Annotated in this window: 11 protein-coding genes and 1 tRNA gene; 4 read left to right on the forward strand and 8 right to left on the reverse strand. The window is 31.8% G+C overall.

Annotation, left to right across the window (positions count from 1 at the left end; translation table 11 throughout):
* Position 1: 1 nt before the first annotated feature.
* Positions 2 to 3,046, reverse strand: coding sequence for a TAT-variant-translocated molybdopterin oxidoreductase (locus RN605_RS08590; protein WP_313324217.1), 3,045 nt, complete (start codon positions 3,044 to 3,046; stop codon positions 2 to 4).
* Positions 3,047 to 3,078: 32 nt separating this feature from the next.
* Positions 3,079 to 4,392 (reverse strand): c-type cytochrome, encoded by a 1,314-nt coding sequence (locus tag RN605_RS08595; RefSeq protein WP_313324218.1) that lies wholly within the window; start codon positions 4,390 to 4,392, stop codon positions 3,079 to 3,081.
* A gap of 218 nt (positions 4,393 to 4,610) precedes the next feature.
* On the opposite strand from RN605_RS08595, the gene RN605_RS08600 reads away from it, so the two are divergent.
* Complete coding sequence (locus RN605_RS08600; protein ID WP_313324219.1) at positions 4,611 to 5,000, forward strand: SPOR domain-containing protein; 390 nt, start codon at positions 4,611 to 4,613, stop codon at positions 4,998 to 5,000.
* Between the two features lie 36 nt (positions 5,001 to 5,036).
* Here the strand turns inward: RN605_RS08600 and infB are convergent, their stop codons facing one another.
* From infB to rimP, 3 genes are read right to left on the reverse strand one after another with little or no spacing between them, the layout of a single operon-like run.
* Positions 5,037 to 7,757, reverse strand: a complete 2,721-nt coding sequence (infB, locus tag RN605_RS08605) for a translation initiation factor IF-2 (protein WP_313324220.1) — start codon at positions 7,755 to 7,757, stop codon at positions 5,037 to 5,039.
* Between the two features lie 40 nt (positions 7,758 to 7,797).
* Positions 7,798 to 9,039, reverse strand: a complete 1,242-nt coding sequence (nusA, locus tag RN605_RS08610) for a transcription termination factor NusA (protein ID WP_313324222.1) — start codon at positions 9,037 to 9,039, stop codon at positions 7,798 to 7,800.
* A gap of 13 nt (positions 9,040 to 9,052) precedes the next feature.
* Entirely contained in the window at positions 9,053 to 9,517 is a 465-nt protein-coding gene (gene rimP, locus RN605_RS08615) for a ribosome assembly cofactor RimP (protein ID WP_313325814.1), read from the reverse strand.
* A gap of 167 nt (positions 9,518 to 9,684) precedes the next feature.
* On the opposite strand from rimP, the gene RN605_RS08620 reads away from it, so the two are divergent.
* Positions 9,685 to 10,509, forward strand: a complete 825-nt coding sequence (locus RN605_RS08620) for a universal stress protein (protein WP_313324224.1) — start codon at positions 9,685 to 9,687, stop codon at positions 10,507 to 10,509.
* Positions 10,510 to 10,560: 51 nt separating this feature from the next.
* Here RN605_RS08620 and RN605_RS08625 read toward each other — a convergent pair.
* Positions 10,561 to 10,631: transfer RNA gene (locus RN605_RS08625), tRNA-Gln, on the reverse strand.
* A gap of 222 nt (positions 10,632 to 10,853) precedes the next feature.
* On the opposite strand from RN605_RS08625, the gene RN605_RS08630 reads away from it, so the two are divergent.
* Both RN605_RS08630 and RN605_RS08635 read left to right on the forward strand, forming a co-directional pair.
* The gene (locus RN605_RS08630; RefSeq protein WP_313324226.1) at positions 10,854 to 14,132 is read left to right on the forward strand and encodes a glycosyltransferase family 117 protein; all 3,279 of its coding nucleotides are present in this window, start codon (positions 10,854 to 10,856) and stop codon (positions 14,130 to 14,132) included.
* Positions 14,133 to 14,165: 33 nt separating this feature from the next.
* The gene (locus RN605_RS08635) at positions 14,166 to 14,846 is read left to right on the forward strand and encodes a polysaccharide deacetylase family protein (protein WP_394853500.1); all 681 of its coding nucleotides are present in this window, start codon (positions 14,166 to 14,168) and stop codon (positions 14,844 to 14,846) included.
* Here the strand turns inward: RN605_RS08635 and RN605_RS08640 are convergent.
* Entirely contained in the window at positions 14,843 to 15,139 is a 297-nt protein-coding gene (locus tag RN605_RS08640) for a thioredoxin family protein (protein WP_313324227.1), read from the reverse strand. The genes RN605_RS08635 and RN605_RS08640 overlap by 4 nt on opposite strands.
* A gap of 73 nt (positions 15,140 to 15,212) precedes the next feature.
* Entirely contained in the window at positions 15,213 to 16,445 is a 1,233-nt protein-coding gene (locus tag RN605_RS08645) for a metallophosphoesterase (RefSeq protein WP_313324229.1), read from the reverse strand.
* Positions 16,446 to 16,495 lie beyond the last annotated feature (50 nt).

The raw sequence follows: 16,495 nt of genomic DNA on the forward strand, positions 1-16,495 counted from the left end.
ATTAGGTATTTCTAACTTTTACGTGATAGAATACATTTGGTTTAGTACCAACACTTTCTAAAAGGTGATACATTCTTTTATCTTCGGCTAGTTTAGCAACTTGACTTTCTTTGTTGTTAACATCTCCAAAAACCATTGCTCCAGTTGAACAAGCAGCTGAACAGGCAGTTTCAAACTCATCAACCGCAACTTCTCTTCCTTCGCGTTTTGCAGTTAATATAGTTAATTGAGTTTTTTGGATACACATTGAACATTTTTCCATAACTCCACGTGAACGAACGTTAACATCAGGATTGATAACCATTCTTCCTAAATCATCATTCATATGGAAATCAAACTCGTCATTATTATTGTATAAGAACCAGTTGAAACGACGTACTTTGTATGGACAGTTGTTTGCACAATATCTTGTACCAACACATCTGTTGTATGCCATATGGTTTTGACCTTGACGGCTATGAGATGTTGCAGCAACTGGACATACCGTTTCACATGGTGCGTGATTACAGTGTTGACACATCACAGGTTGGAAAGCAACTTGTGGATTATCAGCAGCATGTTCCATTTCTCCAAATCCACCTAAAGAACCTTTATCTCCAAATAATCCATTGAAATTTTCTTTCTTCTCGTTGTCTTGCTCAAAAGTATCTTCTGAAGAATAGTATCTATCAATACGTAACCAATGCATATCACGGCTTCTTCTTATTTCTGATTTTCCAACAACAGGAACATTGTTTTCAGCATGACATGCAATTACACACGCTCCACAACCCGTACAAGCATTCAAATCAATAGAAAGATTAAAATGATGACCTGTTGAACGATCAAAAGATTCCCATAAATCAACTGTTGTTGCAGCTACTTCTTTATGGTCTAATGAAACTTTAGGAACAGAATTCCATTCTTCTGAATTTTTTGCTTCGTTATATGTTTTTAAAGTGGTTTCTTTAACAATGTCGCCTCTTCCCATTAAGGTTTTTTGACCTTGAACACAAGCAAATTCATGTTCTCCGCTTACTGCTTCAATTTTTGCATCTTGCACATTATTGAAATTTAAGTAGAATGGATAAACATTTACTCCAACTTGCATTTCTTCTTTTAGAGCAGCTTTTTTACCATACCCAAGCGCAATTCCAATCGTACCTTTTGCTTGACCTGGTTGAACAATTACAGGAACTGTTACTTCATTTTTTCCAACTGTTACTTTTGCATAACTTCCATTCAAACCTCCATTAGCAACAATTCGATTTTCTAATCCCCATTTCTCAGCATCAGCTTTTGAAACAGTAACATAGTTATCCCAAGAAACTCTTGTAATTGGATCTGGTAATTCTTGAAGCCAAGGATTGTTAGCTTGCTGTCCATCACCTAAACCGGTTTTTGTATATAAAAACAATTCAACACCTTGAGCTGGTTTTGAACTTGCTAATGCATTAGCAGCACTTGAAAAGTCAGCAGAACCAAAACTTGAACCAGATGATACTCCAATTGAGATTCCATCATGAACAGTTTTATTCCAACTTGCTCCATTTGTATAATTAGCAGAATTAGCTTTAATGTAATCATAATATGTTCCCGCAACTCCAGTCCAACTCATTAAGGCTTCTTGAAATTGTTTTGAACTGAATAATGGTTTGATTGTTGGTTGAGTCAAAGAATAAGTTCCTTTTGTCAACATCAAGTCATTCCATGATTCTAAATAATGTGGCGCAGGAACTGCAATATTTGTTAGACTAGCTGTTTCATCTTCTTTTATTGAAAATGCAACTGATAATTTAGTTTTCTTTAGTCCAGAAACAAAATCTTTACTATTTGCCAAAGTATAAACCGGATTTACACCACTCATAATTAAAGTGTGAACATTTCCAGAGTTCAAATCAGCAATTAATTGCGTTACTTTTTCATTTGATCCTTTTCTAATTTGACGAGAACCAACTGTTGAAGCAGCTTCACTAGCTAATTTTTGATTAATAGCTAAAACTAATAATTGAGCGTTTTTATCTTGAATTCCAGAAACTAAAACACCTTTAGAACCAGCGGATAATAATTGTTGAGCTGCTTTTCCAACTTCATCCGTTCCAGCAGCAACACCACCAACAATAGTATTATATATTTTTACTAAAGCTTGCTTTTGATTTGCTTCAGTCATTGGCACTCTTTTATCAGCAGCAGCACCAGACAAAGTCATGTTTGCTTCAAACTGAAAATGTTTTGACATTTTACCTGCTTGTGGAATTCTTCCTTGAGCATAACCTGAATCAAAACCTCCACCTTGCCAATCACCTAAGAAATCAGCACCAATAGAAACTATTGTATTTGCTTTTGAAAAATCGTAGTCAATTAGAGCTCTTTCTCCGTAAACAGTTTCAAATGCATCTAACGCAGCTGATTCCGAAACAGCATCATAAACAATGTGTTTTGCTGTTGGATTTTGAGCAATAAAATCTGCAATTAATTTTTCTGTAGAAGGACTTGCTAAAGTTGAAGTCAATAAAACAACTTGTTTTCCTGTAGCTTTTGCTTCAGCTAAACTTGCTTTAATTTTCAAATCAGCTTCTTGCCAAGTTGAATCTTTACCAGCCATTTTTGTTTGCTTTAATCTCATATTATCATATAATGACAATACAGAAGCATGAACTCTAGCATTTGCAGCAAATTTTGCTCCAGCTAACTTATTGTTTTCAATTTTAATTGGACGACCTTCACGAGTCTTTACTAATATATTCGCAAAATCAAAACCATCAAACATAGTAGTAGCATAATAATCTGCTACACCAGGAATAATTTGTTCTGGTTGAAGAACGTAAGGAATTGATTTATGAACTGGACCTTCACAAGCTGCAAGCGTTGCTGCAGCTGTACTGAACCCAACATATTTTAAGAAATCACGACGAGTAGTTGATGACGAAGATAATGAGTCTTTGTCTGATAAAAATTCATCAGTTGGAATTTCTTCCACAAATTCATTATTTCTAAGCGCCTCAACAATAGAACTATTTTCGTTTAGTTCCTCAACACTTTTCCAGTATTTTTTGTTAGATGACATCGTATATATAGTATTAAGCTTCTAAATTAATTTTAATAGTGACATTTTCCACATTCTAAACCTCCCATTTGTGCTGCAGTTAATTTTTCTACACCATATTTTTTAGAAAGTTCTTCGTGAATTTTTGTGTAATATGCATTTCCTTCCATTTTCACGTCAGTTTCACGGTGACAATTGATACACCAACCCATTGTTAGAGGTGCAAACTGTTTTTGAATTTCGTACGTTTCTACTGGACCGTGACATTTTTGACATTCAATACCTGCCACAGTAACGTGTTGAGAGTGATTGAAGTATGCAAAATCTGGAAGATTGTGAATTCTAACCCATTTTACTGGACTAGTTTTTCCTGTATATTTTTGAGCTGCTTTATCCCAACCTACAGCATCGTAAAGTTTTTGTATTTGTGCATCATAAAATGCTTTTGAATACTCAGGAGTAGCAGTTGTATCAGCAACTTCAGAAATGTTTTTGTGACAGTTCATACAAACATTTAACGAAGGGATTCCAGCATTTTTACTAACTCTTGCTGCAGAGTGACAGTATTTACAATCAATACCGTTGCTTCCTGCATGTATTCTGTGAGAATAATGAATTGGTTGTACTGGAGCATAATCTTGGTCGACACCAACTTGCATCATCCATCCATAAACAAAATAACCACTTGAAAGCAACAAGAAGATTGAAGAAACTAATACTAAAAACTGATTTTTAGCGAATGCTTTCCAAATTGGCATTGAAGCTTCTTTTTGAGCTACTTCTATTCCATTTGCTTTAGCTACTTTAGATAACACATTATTAACAAAGAATAACATAATTACCAACATAAACATCACTAAAGCTAATGCTCCAAGGATTACATTGTTTGAAATTCCACTATCATTGTTTCCTCCTGTTGGCAATGTTCCAGCTGTAGCAGTAGTTGGTTCTGGTTTTGGCTCAGATGTATAGGCAATAATATTATCAATATCAGTAGTCGATAATTGAGGAAAAGCAGTCATAACAGACTTATTATTTTCTTCAAACAACTTTACCGCAACTGGATCACCAGCTTTGATCATTGCAGAACTATTTGCAACCCATTTGTAAATCCATTCCATTTTGTGCTTGTTCGCAACACCTCTTAATGCTGGACCAGTTGATTTTGCATCTAACTTGTGACAAGCTGCACAATTTGAATTAAACAAAGCTTTCCCTGCCGCTACATCGCCACCAGCTGAAACTGGAGCTGCTGCATCTGCTGCTGGTTCGGTTTGTGAAAATGAGTTTAAGGAGAATGTTAGCATTAGCGCTAAACAAAAGAGTATATTCCTTGAAATCGAATGATGGTTACCCACTTTTTTCATATTTTATTAATGATTATCGACTAATTTGGCACGATTTTTTATGTTTAAAATTACCTGAAAAACCGATGCTTTATTAAAAACTTGCACAAAAATACGACTTATGGTCTATTCTCAAAACCTTAAATATATCTTAAATATCAATTTATATTAATTCTAAATAATATTTTTTGTTTTGTGTAATTTATTTAGTTTTACATTTGTATTAAAATCAAATCATTATGAAATTTTCAAAGCTTATCAAACCCTTTTTTTTATTGATATTTTTTAGTCAAATTAGTTTAAATTCCTACTGTCAAGAAGGAATTGTTAATGTTTCTCAAGACTCTAAATTTGAGCAATTGTTAAATGAAAAAAGAAAAATAAACAGTTCAATAACAATAACTGATCGTTATAAAATTCAAATTTTCAATGGTGACAGTGAAAATTCAAAAAAGCAATTAATGTCTTTCAAAAAAGATTTTAGCAATATTGATTGTACTATTGTTTTTAGTACACCTTTATATAAAGTTTGGGTTGGAAATTTTAAAAGTAGAATTGAAGCAGAAAGAAATTTGTTAGAGATAAAAAAGAAATTTCCGAAAGCGTTTTTAGTCAAACCAAATAAATAATATCAAAAAAAATCCCGAGTAATACTCGGGATTTTTTTATTTCAATTTTTTCTTCACTTCTACTTCTTGATAAGCTTCGATAATATCTAATTGTTCTATGTTATTGTAGTTTTTAATCTGCATACCACAATCGTATCCTTTTGAAACTTCTTTAACATCATCTTTAAAACGTTTTAGTGTCGCTAATTCACCTGTGTGAATTACAACGCCGTCACGAATAATTCTGATTTTAGAATTTCTAAATATTTTACCATCAGTAACCATACATCCGGCAATAGTTCCAACTTTAGAAACTTTGAAAATTTCTCTGATTTCAGCAGTTCCTGTGATTTCTTCTTTCAATTCTGGAGAAAGCATTCCTTCCATTGCATCTTTTAAGTCGTCAATTGCATCATAAATAATAGAATAATTACGGATATCAATTTCTTCTTTTTCTGCAATTTGTTTTGCATTTCCAGCAGGACGAACATTAAATCCAATGATAATTGCATCAGATGCCGAAGCAAGCATTACATCAGATTCAGTAATTGCTCCAACTCCTTTGTGAATTATCTTAATCTCAATTTCTTCAGTAGATAATTTTGAGAATGAATCTGCTAATGCTTCTACTGAACCATCAACATCTCCTTTAATGATGATATTTAATTCTTTGAATTGTCCTAAAGCAATTCTTCGTCCAAGTTCAGCAAGTGTTGTATGTTTGGTAGTTCTTGCTGATTGTTCACGCATTAATTGAGTACGCTTTGCTGCGATTTGTTTTGCTTCTTTTTCATCCTCAAAAACAGAAAACTTATCGCCAGCAGTTGCAGCACCATCTAAACCTAGTACAGATACAGGAGTTGAAGGACCAGCTACTTCGATAACATTTCCTCTTTCGTCATGCATCGCTTTAATCTTACCATGGTGTTTTCCAGCCAAAACATAATCTCCAATTTTTAAAGTTCCGGCTTGTACTAATATTGTAGTTACATAACCTCTACCTTTATCTAATTGAGCTTCTACAACAGTACCAATTGCAGGTTTATTTGGATTTGCTTTTAAGTCTAAAATTTCAGCTTCAAGCAAAACTTTTTCTAATAAATCTTTTACTCCAGTTCCAACTTTTGCAGAAATATCATGTGATTGATATTTTCCTCCCCAATCTTCTACCAACAAATTCATTCCCGCTAACTGTTCCTTAATCTTTTCAGGATTAGCAGCTGGTTTATCAATTTTATTAATAGCAAAAATCATTGGAACATTTGCTGCTTGTGCGTGACTAATTGCTTCTTTAGTTTGAGGCATTATGTCATCATCGGCAGCAGCAACAATAATTGCAATATCGGTAACTTGTGCACCACGAGCACGCATTGCGGTAAACGCTTCGTGACCTGGTGTATCTAAGAATGTAATTTTTTGTCCGTTATCTAACGTTACCGCATAAGCACCAATGTGTTGTGTAATTCCACCTGATTCACCTGCAATAACATTTTCTTTACGAATATAATCTAGAAGTGAAGTTTTACCGTGGTCAACATGTCCCATAACAGTAACAATTGGAGCACGAGTTACTAAATCTTCTGGTTTATCTTCAACTTGAACTATTGACTCTTCAATGTCAGTTGTTATAAATTCAACTTCATAACCAAACTCATCTGCAACAATAGAAAGTGTTTCTGCATCAAGACGTTGATTCATGGTAACCATGATTCCTAAAGTCATACAAGTTCCGATAACTTTGGTAATTGGCACATCCATCATGGTTGCAATTTCACCAACAGTAACAAATTCGGTTACTTTTAATATTTTGCTTCCTTCTTCTTGAGCTTGTAATTCATCTTCCGTTCTTTGGCGGTGAGTATCACGTTTGTCTCTTCTATATTTTGCAGCTTTAGATTTGTTTCCTTTTCCTTGAAGACGTTCTAAAGTTTCTTTAATTTGATTTTTAACTTCTTCCTCGGTTGGTTCAACTTTTTGAACAATTGCTGGACGATTTCCTTTTTGGAAACCTGGTTTTCCGCTAAATTTAGCATTGGTATTTCCTGGAGTTATTGCTCTACCTTCGCCAGGTTTTTGAGGAATTCTTTTTCTTTTATTTTTGTTAGCAGAGTTAGAATTTGCTGCATTAACATTCGGTTTTACACCTTCTTTCTTAACTTCCTCTTTTTTCTTCTTAGGCTTATTGAATTGTGATAAATCAATAACTTGTCCTGTAAGTGTTGCTCCAGAAAGTTTTTGATATTTTGTTTCAATTGCTTCTTCGGCTGGAGCTTCTGTAGTTTCTTGCGGCTTAGTTGCTTTAACTTCCTCTTTTTTAGGTTCTTCAGCCACTTTTTCAACATTAACAACCTCTTCAGCTAATTTACTTTCTTCTTTTTTATCAGGAGAAATTTTAGGAGAAGTAGAAGCTGGTGCTTTTGGCTCTAGGTCAATTTTTCCAACTTGTTTTGGACCAGTAACTACTGCTTTAGCTTTAATCAGTTCCTGACGTTGACGTTCTTCCTCAAGCTTTCTTTTGTCTTCTATTTCTTTTTCTCTTTCAAGACGAATTGCTTCTTTTTCTTTGCGAATCTCTTCGCTGATTCCCATAGAAGCTTCTTTCTTCCCTTTGTCACCAGCAAATTCTCCACAAAGAATGTTGTATACATCATCAGAAATTTTTGTGTTTGGACTAGCTTCAATAGCAACTCCTTTATCTTTAAGATAATCCACAGCTCTTTCTAACGAAATATTCAATTCCCTTAAAACTTTATTAATCCTAATATTTCCTTCAGACATAAATACTTATTAATGTTATCTGTTTTCTTTTTCTGAAAGCTTAGTCTTCAAACTCTTCTTTCAATATTTTTATTACTTCTAAAATTGTCTCTTCTTCTAAATCAGTTCTTCTAACTAAATCATCCACATTTTGACTCAAGATACTCTTAGCCGTATCTAAACCAATTTTTGCAAACTCATCAATTATCCAACCATCAATTTCATCAATGAATTCTGTTAATTCAACATCATCATTTTCCATTTCGCTTCCTTCACGTATTACATCAAGCTCATAACCTGTCAATTGACCTGCTAATCTAATATTATGACCACCGCGACCAATAGCTTTTGAAACTTCATCTAATTTTAAGAACACTTCTGCTCTTTTTGTTTCTTCATTTATCTTTACAGAAGATACTTTTGCTGGACTTAAAGCTCTAGTAATATATAATTGTATGTTAGTAGTATAATTAATAACATCAATGTTTTCATTCCCTAATTCACGAACAATTCCATGAATACGTGAACCTTTCATTCCAACACAAGCTCCAACTGGGTCAATTCTATCATCATATGAGTCAACCGCTACTTTTGCTTTTTCGCCAGGAATTCTAACTACATTCTTTATATTAATCAAACCGTCAAATACCTCTGGAATTTCTTGTTCAAATAATTTTTCCAAAAATTTATCTGCCGTTCTAGACATAATGATTTGAGGTTTATTGCCTTTAAGCTCAACGCTTTCAATAATTCCTCTTACATTATCTCCTTTTCTAAAGAAATCTGAAGGTATTTGTTTTTCTTTTGGTAAAACTATCTCATTTCCTTCATCATCAACTAAAATAACAACTCTAGGACGAACATGATGAACTTCTGCAGTATAAATTTCGCCTATTAAATCTTTAAATTGTTTGTAAAGATTTGTGCTATCATGCTCATGAATTTTAGAAATTAAATTTTGACGTAAAGCCAAAATAGCTCTTCTTCCTAAATCAATAAGTTTTACTTCTTCTGAAACTTCCTCACCTATTTCAAAATCTGGTTCAATTTTTCTTGCTTCTGTTAATGTGATTTCTTCATTTTCTAAATCTAAATCATCATCAGCAACAACAATTCTTCTTCTCCAAATTTCCATATCTCCTTTATCAGGATTTATGATAATATCAAAATTATCGTCTGAACCGTATTTCTTTTTTAAAGCGTTTCTAAAAACATCTTCTAAAATCGCCATCAGCGTCACTCTATCAATCAGTTTATCGTCTTTAAACTCTGAAAACGAATCGATTAATGCAATATTCTCCATGCCTAATTCTTAATTAAAATATTATTGTAACAATTGCTTCTTTTATTTCTGAATATGGAACTTCTCTGTTGTGTTGAACAGTTTCTTTTCCTTTTCCTATTTTTTTCGGTTCTCTTGATGACCAAGATAACGTAATAAATTCATCGTTAACCGCTTCTAATTTGGCTTCAATAGTTTCACTAATTGTTTTAACTTTTAAAGTTCTTCCAATATTTTTTTTATATTGTCTAACACTTTTCAAAGGAGAAGAAACTCCAGCCGAGGCTACTTCTAACGAGAAATCTTGTTCTTCTCTATCCAAATTGTTCTCTATAAAACGACTAACATCAATACAGTCTTGGAGATTAACTCCATTATCACCATCTAAAGATACGGAAATTTTAAATGCTTCAGAAATTTGCAAATCCACCAAAAACAATGAAGGATTTGCTTCTAAAGCTTTTCCAATTTGTTCGCTAACTTTTTCTTTAAATGTCATCATTTTTATAAAAAGAGGGAAGCTATGGCTTCCCTCATCATTTAAAATCAAAATTGTAAATAACGCCGCAAATATAGTTATTTTTTTATAAACCAAAAAACATTGTTGAATCAAAAAATATTATTACCTTTAATGTATAAAATATACAAACCTTAATTTTAATTTTTATGAAAAAAATATTAGTCCCAACTGATTTTTCTGATTATGCTCATTACGCATTAAAAGTAGCCGCCGAAATCGCAAAAAAAAACAACGGAGAAGTTATCCTTTTACATATGTTGGAACTGCCACATCAAGCTGGCGATGCAATAGGAAGTGGTCACGACCTTCCAGAGATAATGTTATTTAAGAACACTGCCATAAGCCGATTAGAAGATTTAATGGATGATCCTTGCTTGGATGGAGTTAAAGTTTCAGAAGTTATACAATTTGAATTAGCATTTGATGGCATTATGAACATCAGTAAAAAAAACAATGTTGATTTAGTTGTTATGGGTTCACACGGAGCAAGTGGTTTCAAAGAAATGTTTATTGGTTCAAATGCTGAAAAAGTAGTTCGAAATTCTGAAATTCCAGTTTTAATAATCAAAAAAGAACAAGAAAACTTCAATATAGACAAGTTTGTATTTGCTTCTGATTTTTCTGAAGAAATTAAAAAACCTTTCGAAAAAGTAGTTGAATTTGCAAATGAATTTGACGCTGAATTAAATTTAGTGATGATAAATACGCCTAGTAGCTTTAAACCAACTCATGTCGCAAAAGACATAATGTCTAATTTTATTTCAAATTTCAACATAAGAAAATATTCTACTCACATTTATAATGACACTAACGTAGAAAATGGTGTTCTAAATTTTGCAAATTACATTGATGCAGACTTGATTGGAATGAGCACGCATGGAAGAAAAGGATTAGCACATTTTTTCAATGGAAGCATCAGTGAAGATTTAGTAAATCATGCTGTTAAACCGGTTGTAACTTTTAAAATATAAATTACTATCTTAGTTAAAACAAAAAAATCCTGCTCAATGCAGGATTTTTTGTTGGTCTACTAGGACTCGAACCTAGAAAGACTGCACCAAAAACAGTTGTGTTACCATTACACCATAGACCAATTTTGCTCAATGCGAGTGCAAATTTATAACAAATTTTATTTTACACAAGCAAAAATACTAAAAATTCAACTTATTTAAAAATGATGTTGATTACTAAGACACAACAATCTGTTTATTAATTCATTGTAATAATGTAGAAAAAATTGTTAATCCTTGAAGATTTAACGTAAAAAATAGTTTCTTTGTACCACTTTTAAAAGCAATTCACACATAATTGAACTATGCAAAACTTTAATTTCAATAAATGGAATACCATTTTAGGATGGACAGCGTTTACAATTGCACTTACAACTTACACTTTAACAGTAGAACCTACAATGAGTTTTTGGGATTGTGGAGAATACATTTCTACATCTGCAAAATTAGAAGTTGGTCATCCGCCAGGTGCGCCATTATTTCAAATTTTAGGTGCTTTCTTCGCAATGTTTGCAACGAGCAAAGAAACAATTGCTTTAATGGTTAACATGCTTTCTGTATTTTCAAGTGCATTTACTATTCTTTTCATGTTTTGGTCTTCATCAATTATTTTAAGAAAAATAGTTAAACAATTTGCAGAACTTGATAAATCAAAATCTATAGTTATACTTGGAAGTTCTTTTGTTGGTGCTTTAGCTTTTACATTCTCGGATAGTTTTTGGAATAGCGCTATTGAAGCAGAAGTTTATGCAATGGCTTCTTTATTCATAGCATTACTTTTTTGGCTGGGTTTACGATGGGAAGAAGACATGAATACTCCGAGAGGAAACAGATGGTTGTTACTGATTTCTTTACTAATTGGACTTTCATTCGGAGTTCACTTCATGGCTTTATTAACTATTCCATCAATTGGATTTTTATATTTCTTCAAAAATTACAAAAAAGTAACAGTAAAAAATTTTATAATTGCCAATATAGTTATAGTAGCCATTTTGCTTTTCATCTTTAAATTACTTTTACCTTATACACTAGCTTTCTTTGGTAAAATGGAAATTTTTATGGTAAATAGCTTTGGACTACCATTTAATTCAGGAACCATTTTTGCAGCATTGTTGATTCTTGGTTTTTTCTATTTTGGATTAAAATACACTCGAAAAAAAGGGCATCCTTTTTACAACACAATTATACTTTGCGTTTTATTTGTTTTACTTGGTTTTTCAACTTGGATGATGTTACCAATTCGTGCAAATGCTGATACACCGATAAACGAAAACAAGCCATCGGATGCTGCTGAAGTTTTAGCATACTATAATCGTGAACAATACGGAGTAAATCCATTATTTTATGGACCACAATATACCGATACTTTTGCAGGCTTAGACCCAGATGAACCTTATTTAGACAAAGCTCCTAACTACGAAAGAGATTATAAAACTGGCAAATATGTAATTGTTAACAATTATAAAAACGCCGAACAAAACACGAATAATCAACATAAAGCATTTTTACCAAGACTTTGGAGTACAGATCATATTGAAAACTATATGATTTTCACAAATCCGCCAAAATTTGAACTAAATTATGATTATCCTTTTGAAGAAGATTTAGCTCAATATGGAGTTGATATTGATAGTTTAAGCGAAGATCAAGTTGCACAAGCTGTTGGTCAATTAAAAGAAGAAATGCAAAGTAGCATTAGAGAATTCAAAAATGCATATGCTCAAAAAAAGGTTGATAACGAAGATTTGGTTAGTTTCCTTAAAAAATATGGTGATTATTTAATTGTTGAGAAACCTTCAACTTTTGACAATCTATGGTTTATGTTCGAGTACCAGTTTGGATACATGTATGGAAGATATTTACTTTGGAATTTTGTTGGAAGACAAAACGATATTCAAGGAAAATATGATAACCTAGATGGAAATTGGATGAGCGGAATTAAATTCGTTGATGAATTACATCTTGGAAAAGGAATTGACACTAATTTAACCGACGACATTAAAAACAATAAAGGTCGAAATCTTTATTATTTCCTTCCGTTCATTTTAGGAATAATTGGCTTATTGCATCATGCCAATAAAGATTTGAAAAGCTTTTATGTATTGCTTGCCTTATTTTTATTTACAGGATTGGCTCTAAAAATCTATTTAAATGAAAGACCATTTGAACCACGCGAAAGAGATTATGCGCTAGTAGGTTCTTTTTATGTCTTTGCCATATGGATTGGATTTGGTGTTTATGCAATTTATGAAAAAGCATCAAACTACGTTAAATCAAATCTAATTGGACCTGTAATTATTGGAGTTTGTCTACTTGCAGCACCAATTTTAATGGCTTCTCAAAACTGGGATGATCATGATAGAAGCGAAAAATATACTGCAGTTGCAATGGCGAAAAATTATCTTGAATCATGCGATCCAAATGCTATATTATTTACAATTGGCGATAATGATACATTCCCATTATGGTATGCCCAAGAAATTGAAAATGTAAGACCAGACGTTAAAATCGTCAATACAAGTCTGTTTATGACCGATTGGTACATCGACCAAATGAAACGCAAAACTTATACTGCAGAAGGTTTGCCTATTTCATTTACCCATCAAGAATATGTTGGTGACAACTTAGATTATGCGGTTAGAATTATCAAAACTGATGCACGTTGGGAATTAAAAGATTTAATGACTTTTATCAAACATCCTGAATCTACAATCGATTTACCAAATGGTCAAAATGTACATTTTTATCCAACTAATAAGTTCAGAATAACTATTAATAAAGATGACATTATTAAAAATAAAGTAGTTAACGAGAAATATTATGATTCCATTGTTCCATACATTGATATTGATATAAAAGATAGAGCTTTGTATAAAAACAGAATCATGATGTTGGATTTAGTGGCAAACAATAATTGGAAACGTCCTATTTACTTCACAGGTGGAAGCTTTGGTGATGATGATTATTTATGGATGAAGGATTATTTGCAACTTGACGGAATGCTTTACAAACTTGTTCCAATAAAAACAAAAGTCGACAAAGAATACCCAATTGATATGGGACAAATTGATAGCGATAAAATGTATGATTTGGTTTCAAAATGGCAATGGGGTAATGGTGACAAAACAACAATCTATCATGATCCTGAAACAAGGAAAAACAGTATTTCGTATCGAACCAACATGTCTCGCTTGATGGATCAATTGATAAAAGAAGGTAAAAATGATAAAGCCAAAAAAGTAATTGAAGAAGCTATAACTAAAATGCCAATTGATTATTATGGATATTACACAATGGTAGAACCTTTTGCTGCTGGTTATTACAAAATTGGTGAAAAAGAAAAAGCCAGAGAATTACTTGAAAAACTGATGACAAAATACAAACAAAGCTTAACTTATTTCTCAGGTATTCAGCCATCAATTCAAAATGGAATCATTTCAGATATAATTACCGATATTGAAAGATACAGAAGTTTGTTGATTACCATGAAAGAGAATGGAGATGAAGAATTTTACAATAAAAACAAACCAATATTTAATTCTTTCAATAAACGATTTACTCGTTTTGGAAGAGAAATGGAATAGATAGAATTTATTAAAATTAAAAAATGTGCAAAAATGAAATTATCGTTTTGCACATTTTTTATTGCTTATATTTACAACATGAGTGTTTGGGTTAAATCTAAAAAATGGATGAAATTAATGTTTCCAAAGTATGTTTGGAAAATAAAAACTAATGAGAAAAAAATCTATTTAACCTTTGATGACGGACCAACACCAGAAATTACAAATTGGGTTTTAAAACAATTAAAAATTTTCAACGCTAAAGCAACATTCTTTTGTATTGGAAATAACATTCAAAAATACCCAACTGTTTTTAATGGAATAATAAATGAAAAACATTCGGTTGGAAATCACACTTTCAATCATCTAAATGGATGGAAAACTGATTCTAAGAAGTATATTGAAAATACTATTCTTTGTCAATCTGAAATCAACAATCTGAACTCTGAAAATAATACTCTATTTCGTCCGCCATATGGAAAAATTAAACCTTCACAATCTCGAAAGTTGAGAAAAATGGGTTACAAAATAATTATGTGGGATATTATTTCTTTTGATTTTGATTCAACCATTTCTAAAGAAAAATGCTTAGAAAATGTTTTAAAAAACATTGAAAACGGCAGTATAGTAGTTTTTCATGACAGTCAAAAAGCATGGAAAAACCTTGAATACGTTTTACCTAAAACATTAGATTATCTAAAAGAAAAAGGATTTTCGTTTGAGAAAATTGACTAAATCTGTTCTTGAACAATAGTTATCAAAGTGTTTGCATCAAGTTCACCTGACTGACGCCAAACCATTTGACCTTCTTTGTAAATCATTAAAGTTGGAAGACCTTTTATACGAAGTGCTTCAGCTAACTCTTGATTTTTATCTACATCAATTTTAATAACTTTTGCTTTGTCACCAAGTGCTGCAGCAACATCTCTGATAACAGGATGCATAGAAACGGAAGAATCGTTCCATTCTGTATAAAAATCTATCAACACTGGTACTTGAGCGTTAATTAATTCTCCAAATTTTGACATAAAACCAAAATATTAAATTTCTTTTTTTTACAAAGAAATAAATTTATGACACAAATGTAACATTTTTAACTAATTATGCTACTTTTTTACCTTTTTTTAGTTCGATAATTGTAATTTCAGGCCAAATACCTACTCTTCCAGGATAAGCATGAAAACCAAAACCTCTATTAACATAAACATATTTTCCAAGATTTTCATATAAACCTGCCCATTGTTTATAGACATATTGAACTGGACTCCATTTTACAATTCCTGGAATTTCTATTCCAAATTGAAAACCATGTGTATGTCCCGAAAGCGTTAAATGAAAATGTTTTTCATGATTTTTAACCACATATTCCCAATGACTTGGATCGTGACTCATCAAAATCTTAAAATCTTCTTTGTTCAAATTCTCAGAAGCTTTATTTATATCGCCTTTTTCACCAAAATGTCTTCCCCAATTTTCAACACCTACCAAAGCAATTTCTTGATTATCTTTTTGAATTTTTACATTTTCATTTAATAACAATTTGAAATCAATTTGTCGATGCAAATCTTTAACAGCTTCAAAATTGTCTTCTAAAGCTTTATCTGAAGGCCAATTTTTATATGTACCGTAATCATGATTACCGAGTATTGAATATTTTCCAAAAGTTGGGTTTTTTAATTCTCTAAAAGTATCAATCCATGGATGCATTTCTGTTGCATCTGTATTAACAATATCACCTGTAAAAAGTAACAAATCAAATTTTTGTTTATTAATTAAATCAACTGCATATTTAATTTTATCTGGGTTGTCAAAACTTCCACTGTGTATATCTGAAATTTGAGCTAGTGTAAACCCATCAAAGCTTTCAGGCAAATCATCAAATGTCAATGTTTGTTTAATAACTTTAAAATTATACTTTCCATATGTCATTCCATATAAAAAAGAAACAAAAGGAATAGCCGCTAATCCATAAGCTATTTGGCTGACAAATTTTCTTCTTTCTGGTAAAAAACTACCATAATCTCTATCACCAAGAAAACGCGTTATTGTTCCCGAAAAAACTCTGTAAATATCTTCAAATATCATCACAAAGGTTATCAAAAGTTTTGGAACAAACATTAACAATAACAAACCTATTGTCAATAAAGATTGCTTTGTTTGTCCAACACTTCTATCAAAATGAAAAAAACCATTTATGATATAAATTATCGCAACAACATTTAAAATGACATAAATAAACTGATAGGATTTAACTTTTGTAATTGTTCTAAAAGCCTGGAAAGCATATATTTCAACAACCGCAACTATTAAAAATAGAAAAAGCCAACGTGACATTATTATAATTTTTAACAAATTAACAAAGAAAAGTAGAGTTACATCAAACA

The organism is Flavobacterium sp. PMTSA4 (assembly GCF_032098525.1).
Lineage (GTDB): Bacteria > Bacteroidota > Bacteroidia > Flavobacteriales > Flavobacteriaceae > Flavobacterium > Flavobacterium capsici.

Bases quoted from the DNA above. Each gene is read 5' to 3' on its own strand.
- RN605_RS08590 (WP_313324217.1), bottom strand. From the start codon at position 3,046: ATGTCATCTAACAAAAAATACTGGAAAAGTGTTGAGGAACTAAACGAA.
- RN605_RS08595 (WP_313324218.1), bottom strand. From the start codon at position 4,392: ATGAAAAAAGTGGGTAACCATCATTCGATTTCAAGGAATATACTCTTT.
- RN605_RS08600 (WP_313324219.1), top strand. From the start codon at position 4,611: ATGAAATTTTCAAAGCTTATCAAACCCTTTTTTTTATTGATATTTTTT.
- infB (WP_313324220.1), bottom strand. From the start codon at position 7,757: ATGTCTGAAGGAAATATTAGGATTAATAAAGTTTTAAGGGAATTGAAT.
- nusA (WP_313324222.1), bottom strand. From the start codon at position 9,039: ATGGAGAATATTGCATTAATCGATTCGTTTTCAGAGTTTAAAGACGAT.
- rimP (WP_313325814.1), bottom strand. From the start codon at position 9,517: ATGACATTTAAAGAAAAAGTTAGCGAACAAATTGGAAAAGCTTTAGAA.
- RN605_RS08620 (WP_313324224.1), top strand. From the start codon at position 9,685: ATGAAAAAAATATTAGTCCCAACTGATTTTTCTGATTATGCTCATTAC.
- RN605_RS08630 (WP_313324226.1), top strand. From the start codon at position 10,854: ATGCAAAACTTTAATTTCAATAAATGGAATACCATTTTAGGATGGACA.
- RN605_RS08635 (WP_394853500.1), top strand. From the start codon at position 14,166: ATGAAATTATCGTTTTGCACATTTTTTATTGCTTATATTTACAACATG.
- RN605_RS08640 (WP_313324227.1), bottom strand. From the start codon at position 15,139: ATGTCAAAATTTGGAGAATTAATTAACGCTCAAGTACCAGTGTTGATA.
- RN605_RS08645 (WP_313324229.1), bottom strand. From the start codon at position 16,445: ATGTCACGTTGGCTTTTTCTATTTTTAATAGTTGCGGTTGTTGAAATA.